16 protein-coding genes and 1 pseudogene are annotated in these 16,309 nt (G+C 40.8%); 7 read left to right on the forward strand and 10 right to left on the reverse strand.

All coding sequences use genetic code 11. The features are described from left to right. The 7 genes from HMPREF1320_RS01055 to accD form a co-directional block, all read right to left on the reverse strand. On the reverse strand, positions 1–312 hold a 312-nt coding region (locus HMPREF1320_RS01055; protein ID WP_034553775.1), incomplete at its 3' end, for a Type 1 glutamine amidotransferase-like domain-containing protein. A gap of 63 nt (positions 313–375) precedes the next feature. Continuing rightward, the gene (gene fsa, locus HMPREF1320_RS01060; protein ID WP_009417185.1) at positions 376–1,029 is read right to left on the reverse strand and encodes a fructose-6-phosphate aldolase; all 654 of its coding nucleotides are present in this window, start codon (positions 1,027–1,029) and stop codon (positions 376–378) included. Positions 1,030–1,041: 12 nt separating this feature from the next. Further along, positions 1,042–1,842, reverse strand: a complete 801-nt coding sequence (locus HMPREF1320_RS01065; protein WP_009417179.1) for an SDR family oxidoreductase — start codon at positions 1,840–1,842, stop codon at positions 1,042–1,044. A gap of 232 nt (positions 1,843–2,074) precedes the next feature. After that, the gene (locus tag HMPREF1320_RS01070; RefSeq protein WP_009417175.1) at positions 2,075–3,103 is read right to left on the reverse strand and encodes a diphosphomevalonate/mevalonate 3,5-bisphosphate decarboxylase family protein; all 1,029 of its coding nucleotides are present in this window, start codon (positions 3,101–3,103) and stop codon (positions 2,075–2,077) included. Positions 3,104–3,201: 98 nt separating this feature from the next. After that, positions 3,202–3,489, reverse strand: coding sequence for a type II toxin-antitoxin system RelE/ParE family toxin (locus HMPREF1320_RS01075; RefSeq protein WP_009417180.1), 288 nt, complete (start codon positions 3,487–3,489; stop codon positions 3,202–3,204). Beyond that, positions 3,467–3,706, reverse strand: a complete 240-nt coding sequence (locus tag HMPREF1320_RS01080) for a hypothetical protein (protein WP_009417173.1) — start codon at positions 3,704–3,706, stop codon at positions 3,467–3,469. The genes HMPREF1320_RS01075 and HMPREF1320_RS01080 overlap by 23 nt, the downstream gene beginning before the upstream one ends. 52 nt (positions 3,707–3,758) lie before the next feature. Further along, positions 3,759–4,616, reverse strand: coding sequence for an acetyl-CoA carboxylase, carboxyltransferase subunit beta (accD, locus tag HMPREF1320_RS01085; RefSeq protein ID WP_009417168.1), 858 nt, complete (start codon positions 4,614–4,616; stop codon positions 3,759–3,761). A gap of 445 nt (positions 4,617–5,061) precedes the next feature. On the opposite strand from accD, the gene HMPREF1320_RS01090 reads away from it, so the two are divergent. The 5 genes from HMPREF1320_RS01090 to obgE all read left to right on the forward strand — a co-directional run bounded on the left by HMPREF1320_RS01090 (position 5,062) and on the right by obgE (position 11,425). Next, the gene (locus tag HMPREF1320_RS01090; RefSeq protein ID WP_009417186.1) at positions 5,062–6,858 is read left to right on the forward strand and encodes a chloride channel protein; all 1,797 of its coding nucleotides are present in this window, start codon (positions 5,062–5,064) and stop codon (positions 6,856–6,858) included. A gap of 437 nt (positions 6,859–7,295) precedes the next feature. Continuing rightward, entirely contained in the window at positions 7,296–8,324 is a 1,029-nt protein-coding gene (gene menA / locus HMPREF1320_RS01095; protein ID WP_009417167.1) for a 1,4-dihydroxy-2-naphthoate octaprenyltransferase, read from the forward strand. Between the two features lie 76 nt (positions 8,325–8,400). Next, positions 8,401–9,084 (forward strand): metal-dependent hydrolase, encoded by a 684-nt coding sequence (locus HMPREF1320_RS01100; RefSeq protein ID WP_009417164.1) that lies wholly within the window; start codon positions 8,401–8,403, stop codon positions 9,082–9,084. 211 nt (positions 9,085–9,295) lie between these two features. Next, a complete protein-coding gene (locus HMPREF1320_RS10880) occupies positions 9,296–10,420 on the forward strand; it encodes an adenylate kinase (protein ID WP_009417172.1) in 1,125 nt (374 codons plus the stop codon). Positions 10,421–10,426: 6 nt separating this feature from the next. Beyond that, the gene (gene obgE / locus HMPREF1320_RS01110) at positions 10,427–11,425 is read left to right on the forward strand and encodes a GTPase ObgE (RefSeq protein WP_009417181.1); all 999 of its coding nucleotides are present in this window, start codon (positions 10,427–10,429) and stop codon (positions 11,423–11,425) included. A gap of 67 nt (positions 11,426–11,492) precedes the next feature. Here obgE and HMPREF1320_RS01115 read toward each other — a convergent pair whose 3' ends face one another. The 3 genes from HMPREF1320_RS01115 to HMPREF1320_RS01125 form a co-directional block, all read right to left on the reverse strand. After that, positions 11,493–12,059: a 1-acyl-sn-glycerol-3-phosphate acyltransferase gene (locus HMPREF1320_RS01115; RefSeq protein ID WP_009417177.1), complete on the reverse strand. Its 567-nt coding sequence runs from the start codon at positions 12,057–12,059 to the stop codon at positions 11,493–11,495. Positions 12,060–12,189: 130 nt separating this feature from the next. Continuing rightward, positions 12,190–12,684 carry a dihydrofolate reductase gene (locus HMPREF1320_RS01120; RefSeq protein WP_009417176.1) on the reverse strand — a complete coding sequence of 165 codons (495 nt, stop codon included), beginning with the start codon at positions 12,682–12,684 and terminating at the stop codon, positions 12,190–12,192. A gap of 27 nt (positions 12,685–12,711) precedes the next feature. Further along, positions 12,712–13,143 (reverse strand): 2TM domain-containing protein, encoded by a 432-nt coding sequence (locus HMPREF1320_RS01125; RefSeq protein WP_009417183.1) that lies wholly within the window; start codon positions 13,141–13,143, stop codon positions 12,712–12,714. Positions 13,144–13,966: 823 nt separating this feature from the next. Between HMPREF1320_RS01125 and HMPREF1320_RS01130 the strand changes: the two genes are divergently transcribed. Both HMPREF1320_RS01130 and HMPREF1320_RS01135 read left to right on the forward strand, forming a co-directional pair. Then, positions 13,967–15,424, forward strand: coding sequence for an MFS transporter (locus HMPREF1320_RS01130; protein ID WP_002673787.1), 1,458 nt, complete (start codon positions 13,967–13,969; stop codon positions 15,422–15,424). 254 nt (positions 15,425–15,678) lie between these two features. Continuing rightward, positions 15,679–16,281 (forward strand): annotated as a pseudogene (locus HMPREF1320_RS01135) (nitroreductase family protein). Positions 16,282–16,309: the final 28 nt, after the last annotated feature.

A 16,309-nucleotide genomic window follows, 5' to 3' on the forward strand; every position in this document is an offset into this window, starting at 1 on the left:
TTTGTCAGCTCCTTTCTTTTTTAGTTCCTGCATTAGGTAGAATGTATTCCCTCCAGAAATAAAAATATAATCATTCCGCTCTAATGCTTGGGCTACCTCTTCGGTAGTAGCGGTAGAAACTTCTAATTCTTCTATGATAAGACCTAATTTTTCAAAGGCTTTTCTATCGTCATCGACATAAAAACGCACTTTTTCTACCAAACTTGCTGTTGGAATAAATGCTAGTTTCTTTCCTTTTACGGGTTCACCTGCAAAATCTTCAAATAATTTTGCTACTGAACTGAATGATGAGGTTAAAAATAATTTTTTCATTTGTGTTAATTTTTTCATTTGTGTTAATTTTTTCATTTGTGTTAATTTTTTCATTTGTGTTAATTATCCTAATTTTTTGGCGTCGGCTAAGAATTGAGCTAAGCCACTGTCGGTAAGAGGGTGTTTGAGAAGTCCTAAGATGGCGTTGAGCGGTGCAGTAATGACATCGGCACCTATTTTGGCACATTCGAGGATGTGCATTGTGTGACGCACAGAAGCAGCAAGGATTTGGGTCTCGAAATTGTAGTTGTCGTAAATGAGACGTATGTCCTCAATGAGCGAAAGACCGTCGGTTGAGATATCGTCGAGTCTACCGATGAAAGGCGACACGTAAGTAGCCCCTGCTTTGGCTGCCAAAAGCGCCTGACCTGCTGAGAATACCAGCGTACAGTTGGTACGGATACCCTTATCGGTGAAATATTTAATCGCTTTGATACCGTCTTTTATCATCGGTACTTTTACCACGATTTGAGGGTGAAGGGCGGCAAGTTCTTCGCCTTCGCGCACAATGCCCTCATAGTCGGTGGCGATTACTTCGGCAGAAACATCGCCTTCTACGATAGTGCAGATATCAGTATAATGTTTTAGTATCGCGGCTTTGCCGGTGATGCCTTCTTTTGCCATTAACGACGGATTAGTGGTTACGCCGTCTAACACACCCAAATCTTGGGCTTCTTGAATTTGCGATAAATTCGCTGTATCGATAAAAAATTTCATAATGTTATTAATTTATAATTGATAGTGTTTCATCAGCATTTTCTCGTAGGATTTGCTCGGTAAGAGTCGTTTGAGGACAATGGAGAACTTCTGCAAGAAACTACCTTGTTTGTAATGTACTTTTGGGTGTTTGGTATTGATGACTTTCAGTATTTTATCTGCCATTTCTTTGGGGTCGCCACCACTATCGACGTGCTTGTTCATTATATCAAGTTGTTTTTCATAGACTTCGGCATACGGAGAGTTTTCGTTTACAGGGGTGTGATAACGGCGAGAGGCAATATAGGTAGCATAATCGCCTGGGGAAATGGTACAGACTTCTATACCAAAAGACTTAACTTCCATACGTAGAGCTTCACTCATCAGGAGGAGAGCGCCTTTGCTGGCTGAATAAGCTCCACGAAAAGGCAAGCCCATATAGCCTGCAATAGAGGCAATGTTGATGATACGTCCGCTTCCCTGAGAGCGCATTGCTGGGAGAACTTGCTGTATCACAGTTATAGCACCATAGAGATTGGTAGCGAAAACGTTGTGCAACTGCTCAGCGGGGAGTTCTTCTACGGCACCCGTAACACCTACACCTGCATTATTGATGAGTATATCGATGCGACCTACTTCGGTGAGGATTTGCTGTACCGCTTCTTTGATAGAGGCTTCGTTTCGCACGTCCATTGGCAAGAGACGAAAAGGCAAGTTTTTACCTTCTACATTGCGCGCTGTTCCGTAGACCAAAAAGCCTTTGGAGGAAAGTAGCAAGGCGGTTTCTTTACCTATGCCCGATGTAGCACCAGTGATGAGAACAGTTTTGTTCATTCGTTTAAGAAATTTGTGCAAAGGTAGGAATAATTTGCCAATTAGCAAATATGTGAATTATCAAAAAAAGGCGTTTGTTATTTAATGTGAGTTTGATGTAAGAAAAGTGTAGCTTACGCTACAGAAATCTTACAAATCTTTACAAATCAAACAAATAAGCAACAAGCTACCTAAAGGTCTCGCACAGATTACAGCTGTGGAAGATACTAAAACCAACGGAGAAGAAATTGGACTAAATAGTAGCTACTTCGTCGTGAATATATTGTCGTCCTTCACAAAATTGAGCTAATTCCTCTTCTATAAACCATTTTACTTCCGTAGTAGAAGTTTTAGGGTATAACAGATGTACATTAGCCCCTGCATCGAGCGTAAAACAAAGTGGGATATTCGTTTCTTTACGGTATTGCCATATGCGCTGAATCACTTCTAACGTATTGGGGCGCATCAGAATAAAGTATGGAATACTGGTTTGCATCATTGCGTGCAGAGTGAGAGCTTCACTTTCCACTACTTCTATGAAACGCTCTACATCACCGGAAGCAAAACTTCTGACAAGTTTATTGATATTCTCATTGGCTTGTGCAAAACGCGCCTCAGCAAAAGGGTGACCGTGCATTAGGTTATGACCTACGGTACTGCTGACTTGCTTCTGACCTCTATCGATGAGCAAAATAGTATCTTGATAATTTTGAAAAACTTCGTGAACGGGTAGGGGATAGGGTATACTATATTCATCGGAACTTCCTATAATGGCAGGGTGTTCGCCCCATACTACTATACTGCCTCGCACACTTCGGCAGGCACTACCCGAACCCAAGCGCGCCAAGAAAGAGGCTTTTTGCCAAAAAGCTTCTTCTGCATAAGTTTCTCCTAACTCTTTAGAAATCTGCATTAAGCATACCGAGAGGGCAGCCATTGCGCTTGCAGAAGACGCAATACCACTGCTATGAGGGAAAGAATTATGTGAGGCAATGCTAAAATGATAGTCCTTTAAGAAAGGCAAGTAAGCTACAATCCGCTCGAAGAAAGTATGGATTTTAGGGTGAAAAGAAGGTTTGGGTTGTCCTTCAAAGCTAAAATCGAATGAAAAGGGTTCGCCTGAGGCAATAGAAGACTCACTCCTACGTTCATATTCAATAGAAGTTTCGGTATAACAATGTGTGAGTGTAAAGCTGATAGAAGGGTTCGCAGGGAGCTGTTCTCCCTTCTTGCCCCAATACTTTACTAAGGCTATATTACTTGGTGCTTTGAAAGAAATCATATTTAGGCAATAGGACTTAGTCCATAGGCGTTAGGGTATAGGCAATAGCAGGAAACTACTGACACATATTATTTTAGTTTTTATTACAATACTAAGAACTAAAACAAGGGTTTTTGTTTAGTACTTCTGAATCTGAGAATTATTACACTATCTCCCTTAATTTCATAGTAGAGTAAAAATCTTCCTTTAAAGAAAATTCGCTGATAAACATTATCTTCCTCTATGTATTTAGCTAAAAAATAAGGGTCTTCTTCTATTTCTTTCTGAACTTTTTCAGTTTCAATTGCTATCTTTTCAGAATAAGAGTCAGATTTATTGTTCTCACTCCAGAAATCTAAAGTGTTTTCTAGCTCTGTCTTGGCTTTACCCGACCACCTTACTCGCATATCTTTTTCTGATGTTATCGAATAATTCTTTTCCGTCTATCCAATTGCCTTTTTCGACGTCTTCACGCGCTAAGGCAATAGCTTGTTTATCCTCATTTGTTATTAGAGAAGGATATTCGTAAGGATTGGTTACCTCAATTCCTATGGTAGCAAAGTAATCAACTATTTGTTGATACTGCTCAAAGTCGATATTTTTATTTAATATAAGTGTGTTCACATTGTTAGGTTTTAGGGATTCAACTTTGCCAAAGGTGCGAGTTGCCTATATTTTAAGCTCTCACGGCGCGGTTCATCACCAAATCGATGTACAAATTCACTTTGTCTTTGAGCTCTTTGCGGTTTACGATAAAATCCAAGAAGCCGTGTTCGAGTAAGAACTCTGCTGTTTGGAAATCTTCGGGGAGGTCTTGCCCTGTTGTGTCTTTCACTACGCGAGGTCCTGCAAAACCAATAAGAGCCCCTGGTTCGGCTATATTGATGTCGCCCAGCATCGCAAACGATGCAGTAATACCTCCCGTTGTAGGGTCGGTACAAAGCGAGATGTAAGGTAGTTTGGCTTCGTCTAACTGAGCGAGTTTAATAGACGTTTTAGCCATTTGCATTAGTGAAAGAGCGGCTTCCATCATACGTGCGCCCCCTGATTTAGAAATCATCAAGAAAGGCAATCGGTGTTTGATAGCATACTCAATCGCACGACAAATCTTCTCACCTACCACACTTCCCATAGAACCACCGATGAAAGCGAAATCCATACAGCCTATTACAATAGACTTACCTTTGGAATTTCCTACGGCAGTGCGTACGGCATCTTTTAAGTTTGTTTTTTGAGTAGCTTCTTCCAAACGTTGGGTATAAGATTTTGTATCGACAAAGTCTAAGGGGTCTTTAGAGCTCATATTGGTATTGAGTTCCTGAAATTCATTGTTATCAAACAATATCTGGAAGTACTCTTTACTGCCTATGCGCACGTGATACCCATCGTCGGGACTTACATAGAAGTTGGCAGCTAACTCGTCCTGTTCTACGATGTTGCCACTGGGAGATTTAAACCATAATCCTTTGGGGATATCTTTCTTTTCCTCAGTAGAGGTTTGTATTCCTTTTGCTGTTCTTTTAAACCAAGACATAATTATTCTGTTTTAGTAAAGTGCAAAAGTACAAAGTTTTTTTGAAATAGCAAAAAAAGAGAATTAATGATTAGTGGTTAATGGTTAATGATTAATGGTGAAGATAAGGTAGGCTTTTTTGAGTGATTTTCAACTTTGGCAAAGTATGTAGCGATAGAAAGGCGAAGATAAGGCGAACGATGAGAGGCTCTACAGTGGCTCTACAGTGGCTCTACAGTGGCTCTACAGTGGCTCTACAGTGGGTCTACAGTGGGTCTACAGTGGGTCTACGCTGACTAATAGATTAAGAATCAGTGGAGGAAAGAGGGACAAAAGACGGTGCGAACCGTATGGGCAGATGAAGAATAAACGCAGAATGATTGAACCTATGGAGAAGGTAAGGTGAAGAATAATTGGTGTATTGAGATTTGTTTTGTATTTTTGCACCGTTTTTAAGAAAAGTATAATGACGACCCATCACCAGCAACATCTTCTCAAACGCCTTTTGATATGGCGTGTAAAGCATATTTCGGATAGGCGTTTTATCCTTATTCTCAGTGGAATAATAGGCATTGCTACGGGATTGGCTGCCTTGGCAATGCGCTCGTTTACACATCTTATTCAGTGGCTGTTGGACGACAAGCTCGCCCAAACTATTACTTATAGTTTTTACTTTATCCTCCCAATGTTAGGCTTTGCCATTGTGTATTTGGTAAAAAAATACGTGATACGGCACGATGTGAACCACGGAATTCCTTCGATTCTTTATGCGGTAGCTCACCAAAAAGGGATAATGAAGCGTTTTCAGGCGTATGGCAGTATCCTCACAGCACCTATTACCGTTGGTTTTGGAGGTTCGGTGGGGTTAGAAGGTCCGATGGTGGTAACGGGGGCAGGTATTAGTTCCAATATTTGCAGGTTTTTTCACATTAATCAATCTAACCGGATGTTGCTTTTGGCGTGTGCTTGTGCGGCAGCTTTAGCAGCTATTTTTAAAGTGCCTATTGCGGCGATACTGTTTGCTATTGAGGTTTTTGGATTGGATTTGACGCTCTCGTCACTCATACCGCTGTTTATCGCTTCCCTTTGTGGGGTATTCACTTCTTATTTCTTCTTTGGCAGTGAAGTATTGATACCCATAACCATCACGCGAGCTTTTTCATTGCAAGGCATTCCGTTTTATATTCTCTTGGGAGTAGTAGGCGGATTGATGTCGGCTTACTTTACCTATGTATACGAGAAAATGAATGCTGTTTTTAAGAAACTCACTTCGCCTTGGCTAAAAATAGTAGTAGGCGGAGGTCTTTTGGGGTTGCTTATCTACATAATGCCACCGCTTTACGGTGAAGGACACGAGATTATCAATCACCTAAAAGAAGGTCACCCTGAACTATCACTGAGTAGCAATATTTTTGGTTGGGACTTATCGAATGCGTGGGTGATTATCCTACTTTTGGCTGCCCTCACCTTTGCAAAGGTTATTGCCACCTCGCTCACCTTTGGTGCGGGAGGGGTAGGAGGTATCTTCTCGCCTATGCTGTTTATGGGGGGAGTGATGGGCAACTGCTTGGCGCGCATCATCAACGAGTTTCCTATTTTGGGCTATAAAGCAGAGTTGCCCAACTTTACTTTGGTGGGAATGACTGCCCTGATGACGGGGGTATTGCACGCTCCCCTTACGGCTGTTTTTCTCATTGCCGAGGTAACGGGAGGCTATTCGCTGTTAGTACCGGCGATGCTCACTGCTGCGGTATCGTTTTTGGTAGCCAAATACTTTAACAAATATTCTGTTTATACGATGGAATTAGGCAGAAAAGGAGAACTCATCTCGCAGAACAAAGACCAATCGATACTCACCCTAATGGATTTTGACCAAGTGGTGGAACACAATTTCACCCCCGTATATACCGATATGAAACTTCGGGAGGTGGTGTACAATGCTGTGCGCGAATCGAACCGCAATATCTACCCTGTGCTTGACCGAGAGACTGAAACTTTACAAGGTGTGATACTGCTTGACGACATACGGCACTTGATTTTTGAAACGGACTATTACGACAAGATTCCTGCCGTAGAACTAATGCAAAAACCACCTGCTGTTATAGAAATGGGCAAGGACAAGATGAGCACCGTAATGGATAAGTTTCAGCATACTGGTGCGTGGAACTTGCCCGTAGTGAAGGACGGTAAGTACGTAGGGTTTATCTCCAAATCGAAGTTGTTGAGCATTTATAGAAGGAAATTGATATATTTTACGCAGTAAGAGCTAAAAAGGTAAAAGGTAAATCAAGATATAGAATTAAGCTAATACAAGTTTTTTTATAGTCAAACAAAAATAGATTGCGAATAAAAAGGCTTGTTTTTTGGAGGGACAAATAGCCTCACATACGCTACTATCACAAGATTTACCCCTACGAATACCGAAAAAGTAGTTGGTTATCAGTACTATCAACTTTGGCAAAATTTAAAACTTTGCCAAAGTGTAGCGCATAAATTCGGATAGGCTATAATATAGAGAAACAAAAACAGAAAAAAGTTCTTGTTATAGGTATCTTATACGAACCTTATACGAACCTTGGACGAATCTTGGACGATAGCTATATCTATACATTTCTACACAAATACTATTTTTATAGAAAAACATTCCAAAAATCATCTTCATAACGAAATAAATATCTTTTTTAGTAATCTCTATGAGCTTTGAAAGTTGGAGCAGGGGTATTGAAAACGTTTTTAGAGAAAAGTATAAAGCAAAAAGAATTATTAGAATATATTATTGTATTTGTCATTAGTATTTGTAATTTTGCAGGCTCTATGGATATTATAACTCTTTTGAAAGCTGCGAGGTTGCGCACCTTACCCTTATCGGTTGCGGGGATTATCACGGGGAGTGCTTTGGCATTTCGCGAAGACCCTTATGCTTTTAGGTGGGAGATTTTTGGTTGGGCACTGCTTACCACTATTTTGTTTCAGGTACTTTCGAACTTTGCCAATGATTATGGCGATGGGGTAAAAGGCACGGACAATGAGCACCGCATAGGTCCTACAAGAGCTTTGCAGAGTGGGAGAGTTACGCGTAGGCAGATGAAGAGGGTTGTACTTATCACTGCTTTACTGTCGTTACTTTCGGCTACGGTGCTTATTTATACGGCTTTTGGAAGAGAAAATTTGTTATATATCTCGGTGTTTTTTGTTTTAGGAGTGCTGTGTGTGGTAGCGGCTATCAAGTACACTGTGGGGCAATCGGCTTATGGATATCGGGGCTGGGGCGACCTATTTGTGTTTGTATTCTTTGGGTTAGTGAGCGTGGTAGGCAGTTATTTCTTATACACAGAGAGCTTGAATAAGGTTATATGGTTGCCCGCTATTGCTATTGGCTTGCTGAGTGTAGCAGTGCTGAACTTAAACAATATGCGCGATTATGAGAACGATAAGCGTTCGGGCAAGCATACATTGGTAGTGAAAATGGGAATTCCGATGGCTAAATATTATCATTATTATTTAGTTATATTGGCGATGGTGGCAATGTTGGGCTTTTCGGTGATGCGTTTGCAAATGCGCTGGGAGCTTCTGTACTTAGTTGCTTTTCTGCCTTTAATAGGACATTTACTCACCGTAAAACGAAATACGGAACTCAAACAGCTTGATAAAGAATTAAAGATAGTAGCCCTGAGTACTTTTTTGCTTTCGGTACTCTTTTTTGTGGGGATTTTGATACATATATTTTAAGGAGAGTTAAACGAAAGAAGGAGATAGTAACGGACGTTATATATATTAAATAAATACACTAAAAAACATAATAACTATGGAGGTAACTTATTACGGACACTCGTGTGTGAGCATCAAAATAGGCGATACACATTTGCTTGTAGACCCCTTTATTGCTAATAATCCTTTGGCAAGCCATATAGATATCAATACGATTCCTGCTGACTACATCTTGATAACCTCGGCGCAACAAGACCATATATCGGACGTGGAGCAGATAGCTAAGCGCACGAAAGCGCAAATCATTTCGAATTTTGAAATCTCTAATTACTTTTTTAATTTGGGAATTGAAAATTCGCACCCTATGGACTTGGGAGGACTGTACAGTTTCCCATTTGGATCGGTGAAGATGGTACCAGCGTTGCATTCTTCTACCTTTGAAAATGGCACTGCTGGCGGGTGCGCTTGTGGGTTTGTAATTAAAACTTTAGAAAAGACGGTATACGTATCGGGGGCTACGGCTTTGTATTTTGATATGCAACTCATACCGGTGCGTTATAAGTTGGACTTAGCTATATTGGCCATTGGAGGTAACTTTACAATGGACGTGGAAGACGCTATTATGGCTTCGGACTTTGTGAAATGCAACAAGGTGTTGGGGTATCATTACGACACTTTTAACCTCATTAAGTTAGATGATAAGGATTTAGCAAAGAGGAGTTTTAAGGCAAAAGGCAAAGAGCTGATATTAACAGATATAGGGCAATCTATTTTTGTATAAATTATGAGGAAAGCGACGTTTGTTATAGCTTTGCTCTTTACAATATTTAGAAAAAACAGATTTTGCTCATTCATTAAAATTGATTACTTTTGCAATTTATTTTAGGAGACAAGCTAATAATTGCAGTAGGAACATCAATTAAATTGAGGAAGTAAAAAGAAAAATAAAAAAAGAATTTGGAATTTAAACCCTAATCACTAATGACTAAACAATGGAACTGATAAAATTACACGATAAGACATTTGAGCCTTACGTATCTGCCGAGGAACTCAACCAAATTACCGAACGAATGGCAAGCGAGGTATATCAAGATTTGCAAGAATCACGCCCTATTTTCATCGCCATACTCAACGGCTCTTTTATGTTCGCTGCCGACTTTCTAAGGCACTACAAAGGCGAATGTGAAATATCATTCGTAAAAATGGCGTCTTATGAGGGCACCCAGTCTACTGGGAAAATACACCAACTCATAGGGCTTTCTACCCCAGTGGAAGGACGTGATGTGGTAATCTTGGAAGACATTATTGACACAGGTAACACCTTAGAAGAAATTTACCGCATTTTCGAAGACAAAAAGGTAAAATCTTTCCGCGTGGCTACCCTATTCTTCAAACCCGATGCCTACAAAAAAGACCTCAAAATAGACTATGTAGGCAAGCCTATCCCTAACCGCTTTATTGTGGGCTATGGATTGGATTTTGACGAGATAGCGCGTAACTTACCCCAAGTATATCAATTAAACACTTCATTAACGATGACAAATTTAGTACTTTTCGGCAAACCAGGGGCTGGCAAAGGCACCCAAGCAGCATTCTTGAAAGACAAATACAACTTAGTGCACATCTCTACCGGTGATATTTTCCGTCATAATATCAAGAACGAAACCAAACTCGGCAAACTCGCTCAATCGTATATGGATAAAGGTGACCTCGTACCCGATGAAGTTACTATACAAATGCTACAAGAGGAAGTTGAAAAGAACCCTAATGCCGAAGGCTTTATCTTCGACGGTTTCCCTCGTACTATTGCACAAGCCGAGGCACTTGATGCTTTCTTAGAAAGTAAAGGTATGCGCATTCACGGTACTCTTGCTTTGGAAGCTGATGACGAGGTGCTCATCAAACGATTGGTAGAGCGCGGTAAAGTGAGCGGTCGCACTGATGACCAAGACGAAGAGAAAATACGCAACCGTTTCACTGAATATAACGAAAAAACAGCTCCTCTTATCACTTTCTATCAAATGCAAGGTAAATATCACACGATTAATGGTATAGGTACTATCGAAGAAATTACTACCCGCCTTTCTGAGACCATCGACAAAATAAAAGCTGAATAATCCCCAATGACCGAAGGCAATTTCACCGATTACGTAAAGATATACGCTGCCTCTGGCAAAGGAGGCGCAGGGTCTATGCACCTACACCGCGAGAAGTTCGTACCCAAAGGAGGTCCTGATGGAGGCGATGGCGGTCGTGGAGGGCATATTATCTTGCGTGGCAATAAACACCTTTGGACACTCATACACTTCAAGTTCCAACAACACTTTCGTGCCGAACACGGAGAAGCCGGAGGAGCCAACCGTAGTTTTGGTGCCGACGGTAAAGATATCACTTTGGAAGTTCCCTTAGGAACCATTGTTAAAGATGCTGAAACCGAGGAAGTACTCTTTGAAATTACTGAAGACGGACAAGAAGTCATCGCTTTGCGCGGTGGCAAAGGTGGGTTAGGCAACTGGCATTTTCGCACAGCTACCAACCAAACCCCGCGCTACGCCCAACCAGGTCTCCCTGGTGAAGAACGCGAGTTACTTTTAGAGTTAAAAGTGTTAGCCGATGTAGGTTTTGTAGGCTTCCCCAATGCGGGTAAATCTACACTGCTATCGGTAATTACTTCTGCTAAGCCAAAAATAGGCGACTATCCATTCACAACCCTCAAACCCAACTTGGGTATTGTGCAAAACCGCGATTACCAATCGTTTGTAGTAGCCGATATACCTGGGATTATAGAGGGTGCTGCCGAAGGCAAAGGCTTGGGACATTACTTCTTGCGACATATAGAGCGCAACTCGGTATTGCTATTCCTCATTCCCGCCGACAGCAAGGATATCATAGCCGAATACCACATCTTGTTAAACGAACTCAAAGAATACAACCCTGAACTATTAGACAAAGACCGCCTCATAGCCATTTCAAAATCGGATATGTTAGACGACGAGCTCACCGAAGCCATTCGACAAGAAGTAGCAACAGGATTAGGTGATACGCCTTTCTTGTTTATCTCGTCGGTATCGGGCAAAGGTATTCAGCAACTGAAAGACAAACTTTGGGAAATGATACAATAATATAAAAAGTCAGCTTTTATAGCTGACTTTTTATATTATTCAATTCCTTATAACGACTGCTTTCACATCAATAAATTTTAGGGTTCCACTGCTCGGGGTATTTAGGAGTAATATCCTTATAAAAGTTCTGTATTTCCTCCATTATTTGCTCTTGTGGGAGCGTTTGTAAGTCCTCTAAGCTAATGGTCTTCCCGATATATATCATTTTCTTCTTAAAATCACCAGCGCCTAAAACTATGGGTACTTGGGCAGAGAGAGCTATATGATAGAACCCCATACGCCACTTGTTCACCTTAGAACGCGTTCCCTCAGGGGTTACTACCAAGCTAAAGTCTTCTTTCTTAAAGAGTTCAGTAACAAATTCTATCAAGTGATTCCGTTGTGAACGGTCGATGCCAATCCCTCCTAACTTGCGCACTAACCAGCCATACCACGCTTTGGTATGCGCATCTTTTATAATGAGTTTAATCGGTTTTTCCATCTTCCAATAAGCCAAGATTCCCAAAACAAACTCCCAATTAGTAGTGTGTGGTGCTACTACTAACACACAGCGGTTTAAGGTTTTCAAATCACCTTGCAATTCTATCTTCCACCCCATTAGCCATAAGGCAAAGGAGCCAATCCATTTTTTCATCTTTATTCTGTTTATAACTCGCTTCTACGCGTAATATTTTCTATTTCACTACCAGTATTAGTATATTATAATCACTACAAAATTGCCTGTCGTGCTACGATTGCCCGCCGTGCTACGACTGCCTGTCGTGCTACGACCGTGTTACGACGTATCTTTCAAAAGTAAACCCATAAGCGTGCCGTTCGTCTTTTTCAAAACGCTCAGAGGCTACTAACTCCCATTCTTCACGGTTAAACTCAGGAAAGAATACATCAGCTTCGGCAAAAGTGTGATGTACCCGTGTGAGTTCTATCACATCGGCAAAGGGGAGGGCTTGCGCATAGATTTCTCCACCGCCTATCACGTAAGGGTTAGGGTCTATTGCCAAAGCCTTTTCTATCGCCTCTTCAACTGAAGAAACCACCACAGCTCCCTCTTTTGTATACCCTTTCTGGCGCGTAATAACAATATGTGTACGGTTAGGCAAAGGTTTGGGGAAAGTCTCGAAAGTCTTCCGCCCCATTATAATGCAGTGTCCCGTCGTGAGGTGTTTAAAATGCTTAAAATCTTCAGGCAAATGCCATAACAGTTGGTCACCTTTGCCAATAGCGTTATTCTCGGCAACAGCAGCTATAAGAGTTATCATATTTAGTGAATAGTGAAAAGTGAACAGTTAAAAGTTTGTAGGCGACGTATTAGTTTGCTCGTTATCTTTCTCAGCCTGTTCAGCTGCCAATTCCCGTTTTGCTTGTTCCTTTTGTGTAGCAAACTCTTTTTCTACTGCGGCTTCCATCTTTATGAGTTTCTTCTGTTGGGCTGCTATCAGTTGTTCGCGTTGCTTTTCTTCCCATTCTTTCCCTAAGAAGCGATGCAATACAAATACATTCATAGCGTGCCACAGCCAGATGAAAAGCCATAAGAGTATCGCCCACAAATACCAATTATAGGTCGCTCCGTAGTCTAATACCTTATTGGCAACTACAAAAAAGATACACCCTAACACGAAGGCAAAAAAGTGAAGATATAATAATCGTTTCTGCTTGAGACGATTTTCAACATTCTTGAAAAGTTCATATTGTTCGGGAGTGAGTTGAGTGTCTTCCATTCTATATCTGTTTTTAAGATTTTGGGGCAAAAGTAAGAAAAATATGCTATCTACGAAAGAATTATACGCTATTTATATTATTTTTGTCACTTCTTATCTGCTAATCTACTATTAATAAAACGCCTGTGTGCCTCACATAAATTTGCTAATTAATTTACCAGCCCTGCTACGACTGCCCCGTCACGCTATAACCTCACATTACCTCCGTCATTCGTCATTCGTCCCTCGTCACTACACCCCCTCTCCTTGGGAGAGGGACGGGGTGAGGATTCTTTTTCTTTCGCCTCGAAACCCCGTTTTTACCATTTTTCGCGTCGTTGTATAATACTATTAATCAACTATTTATATACTCTTTCTATACCAATCGTCCAAGATTCGTATAAGCTTCCTATAAGCTCTCTATAAGCTAACCCCACCCTTCTTACAGCCTTTTTTTACCAAAACTCCTCTCAACTCTCTTCCGAACCTCTTCGATATCTTCCGAATCCCTCAACCTTCCCCTATTTTCTAATTTGCTAATTTTCTCTGGCTGTCATCGCTTTTTCATCTCAAACTTTGCCAAAGTTGATTATTTCTGGTATTATTGGCATTATTCAGTATTAATGGTATTATAAGCGTTGTTATATTTATAACATCTCCAACTCCCTTTGTATAAAACCTCTTTTTTATTTTTATAGAAGCAAAAATGCTTTTATTTTTGCACTTTAATTCAGGATATACTATGAATCAAAAGGTAAAACGTGATGCCCCTTGCTCTTAACCAAAGTTTCAAACTTTGAGAATCTCAGAGCCTTTTCAAACAGATATCAAAAATAAATGAACTATGTCAGAAAATAAAAAATCCTTCGGTCAAACACTCAAAACTTTCTCACCCAACTTCTGGGTGGCAAGTTTCCTCCAACTGATGGAACGTTGGGGCTTCTACGGTATCTTTACCCTTCTCCCCTTGTATTTAGTAGCTTCAACTGACCAAGGCGGATTAGGTCTTTCGCATACCGAAAAAGGAAGTATTATAGGCAACGTAACCGCTATACAGTACTTTTTGCCACTCGTCTTTGGCGTGATAGCCGACCGTATAGGCTACAAACTCTCTTTAGTCATTTCTTGTACTATAATGGCGATAGGCTATTACCTAATGGGTGAAGTAAACACCTATTGGTCGATGTATATGATGTTCCTCTTTGCCGCCGTTGGAGGGGGCTTCTTCAAACCCGTTATCAACGGTACCGTTGCCCGCAATACCGATGAAAGCACCAGTACAATGGGCTTCGGTATCTTCTATATGATGGTGAACGTCGGAGGCTTCTTAGGTCCTGCAATGTCGTCTTACCTACGCACTACCCTCGGTTGGCGCATTATCTTCCTGCAAGCTGCGGTGGTAATGGTTATCAACCTGCTGGTAGTTTTATTCTTTTTCAAAGAACCTAAAATGGCACAACGCGACAGCAAACCTATCCTCACCGAAATCAAAGAATCCATAATGCACATTATAGAGGCACTCAAAGACCGTCGCCTTACCATATTGCTCATACTGATGGTCGGCTTTTGGACGATGTTCAACCAGCTGTTCTACACCCTGCCTAATTTTATCGAAGATTGGGTAGATTCCTCCAAAGTAAGTGCGTGGATTAACCATCATTTGCCTTTCTTAGGCACTATTCTCACCGAAAAAGGACAAGTAAAAGCCGAATGGTTCATCAATATCGATTCGTTTATGATTATCTTTTTTCAGGTAGTCGTATCCTATTTCGTAACCAAAATGACTCACGTAAGCGCAATGATTCGCGGTACGATTATCGGAACCATAGGGGTAACGCTCACTTTTATGTTCAATAATGTGTGGTTTACCATTATAGGCACTATGATTTTCTCCATAGGCGAAATGGCTGCTAGCCCTACGCTTTCAGCTTTTATCGCTCAAATCACCCCTAAGGGGAAGGAAGCCCTCTATCAAGGCACTTATTTCTTGCCTGTGGCGGTAGGTAATTATATTGCAGGACTTATTTCTGGTGATTTATACGAAAAATGGTCTGATAAATATACTTTACTAAAAACTGAACTCACAAATAAAGCCATTGCAATGCCCGAAAACCTCACTAAAAAGGAATATTTCGATTTGGCAAGTCAGAAGTTAGGTCTCAGTCAGTCTCAAATCACCGATTTGCTTTGGAATACTTATAACCCCAACAAAATGTGGTATCTTATTTGTGGAATAGGGGTCTTTGCTGCCCTATCACTATATGCCTATAACAAAATAATGGTAAGAAAAGAATCAATTTAATAAATCTAACTTTTTTCTTACTCTTACGTTAAACTCCGCTCTCGTTGCCTTTACCTCTCTGAGAAAGCCATCGAGAGCGGACTTTTTTTCGTCTTACCGTAGCCTTAGATTCGAATAACTTTCGAATAACCTCTTGATTTTTAAATATATTTCACCTGCCACACCTTTTACCTTTTTCCTTATTTGTTAAATTGCTAATTACGCCGTACCTTTGCACCTTGAAATTAAAAGTTAAACTTAAAAAACAAAACACTATGGATTTTTTAAAATTAGCACAAACCCGCTATACTACTAAACATTACAGCTCTAAACGTGTGAGCGATGAGGATATCGCCAAACTCAAAGAGATATTACGCCTCGCTCCTTCGTCTATCAATTCACAGCCTTGGCAATTCGTGTTCATAAGCGATTAGGCTACTAAGGAAGCATTCGCCAAAGCGTCGTTCATCAATGAAGAACGCGTGAAGCAAGCCAGCCATTTAGTAGTGTTTATGGCGAATAGTGCCTTGCCTTCATTTGAGAAAAAGCTCGCTAAAGCTGCTACCGAAACAGGACTCAACTTCTATCATAAAGTGCAGAAACCCAAAGGTGATGTAGGACTTTATGCGTGGATAAACAACCAAGTGTACATCGCATTAGGCTTTTTTCTCAGTGCGTGTGCTTCTATGGGCATCGATAGTACCCCTATGGAAGGCATCATTAATACCGAATACGACAAGCTTCTGAATGAATCTCAATACACTACGCTCTTCGCTGTAGCGATAGGCTACCGCGACCCTGAGGACAGCAATCAGTTGCACTTGCGCCCAAAATCGCGCTTGCCGTTAGAAGAAGTAGTAAAGGATTTTAAATTATAATTAGGGTCGTAAACTTTGCCAAAGTTTC

The sequence above is a fragment of the Capnocytophaga sp. oral taxon 335 str. F0486 genome, from assembly GCF_000277665.1.
GTDB classification, from domain to species: domain Bacteria; phylum Bacteroidota; class Bacteroidia; order Flavobacteriales; family Flavobacteriaceae; genus Capnocytophaga; species Capnocytophaga ochracea.

Excerpts from the sequence above, each read along its gene's own strand:
- fsa (WP_009417185.1), bottom strand. The coding sequence starts at position 1,029 with ATGAAATTTTTTATCGATACAGCGAATTTATCGCAAATTCAAGAAGCC.
- HMPREF1320_RS01065 (WP_009417179.1), bottom strand. The coding sequence starts at position 1,842 with ATGAACAAAACTGTTCTCATCACTGGTGCTACATCGGGCATAGGTAAA.
- HMPREF1320_RS01070 (WP_009417175.1), bottom strand. The coding sequence starts at position 3,103 with ATGATTTCTTTCAAAGCACCAAGTAATATAGCCTTAGTAAAGTATTGG.
- HMPREF1320_RS01075 (WP_009417180.1), bottom strand. The coding sequence starts at position 3,489 with ATGCGAGTAAGGTGGTCGGGTAAAGCCAAGACAGAGCTAGAAAACACT.
- accD (WP_009417168.1), bottom strand. The coding sequence starts at position 4,616 with ATGTCTTGGTTTAAAAGAACAGCAAAAGGAATACAAACCTCTACTGAG.
- HMPREF1320_RS01090 (WP_009417186.1), top strand. The coding sequence starts at position 5,062 with ATGACGACCCATCACCAGCAACATCTTCTCAAACGCCTTTTGATATGG.
- HMPREF1320_RS01100 (WP_009417164.1), top strand. The coding sequence starts at position 8,401 with ATGGAGGTAACTTATTACGGACACTCGTGTGTGAGCATCAAAATAGGC.
- HMPREF1320_RS10880 (WP_009417172.1), top strand. The coding sequence starts at position 9,296 with ATGGAACTGATAAAATTACACGATAAGACATTTGAGCCTTACGTATCT.
- obgE (WP_009417181.1), top strand. The coding sequence starts at position 10,427 with ATGACCGAAGGCAATTTCACCGATTACGTAAAGATATACGCTGCCTCT.
- HMPREF1320_RS01115 (WP_009417177.1), bottom strand. The coding sequence starts at position 12,059 with ATGAAAAAATGGATTGGCTCCTTTGCCTTATGGCTAATGGGGTGGAAG.
- HMPREF1320_RS01120 (WP_009417176.1), bottom strand. The coding sequence starts at position 12,684 with ATGATAACTCTTATAGCTGCTGTTGCCGAGAATAACGCTATTGGCAAA.
- HMPREF1320_RS01125 (WP_009417183.1), bottom strand. The coding sequence starts at position 13,143 with ATGGAAGACACTCAACTCACTCCCGAACAATATGAACTTTTCAAGAAT.
- HMPREF1320_RS01130 (WP_002673787.1), top strand. The coding sequence starts at position 13,967 with ATGTCAGAAAATAAAAAATCCTTCGGTCAAACACTCAAAACTTTCTCA.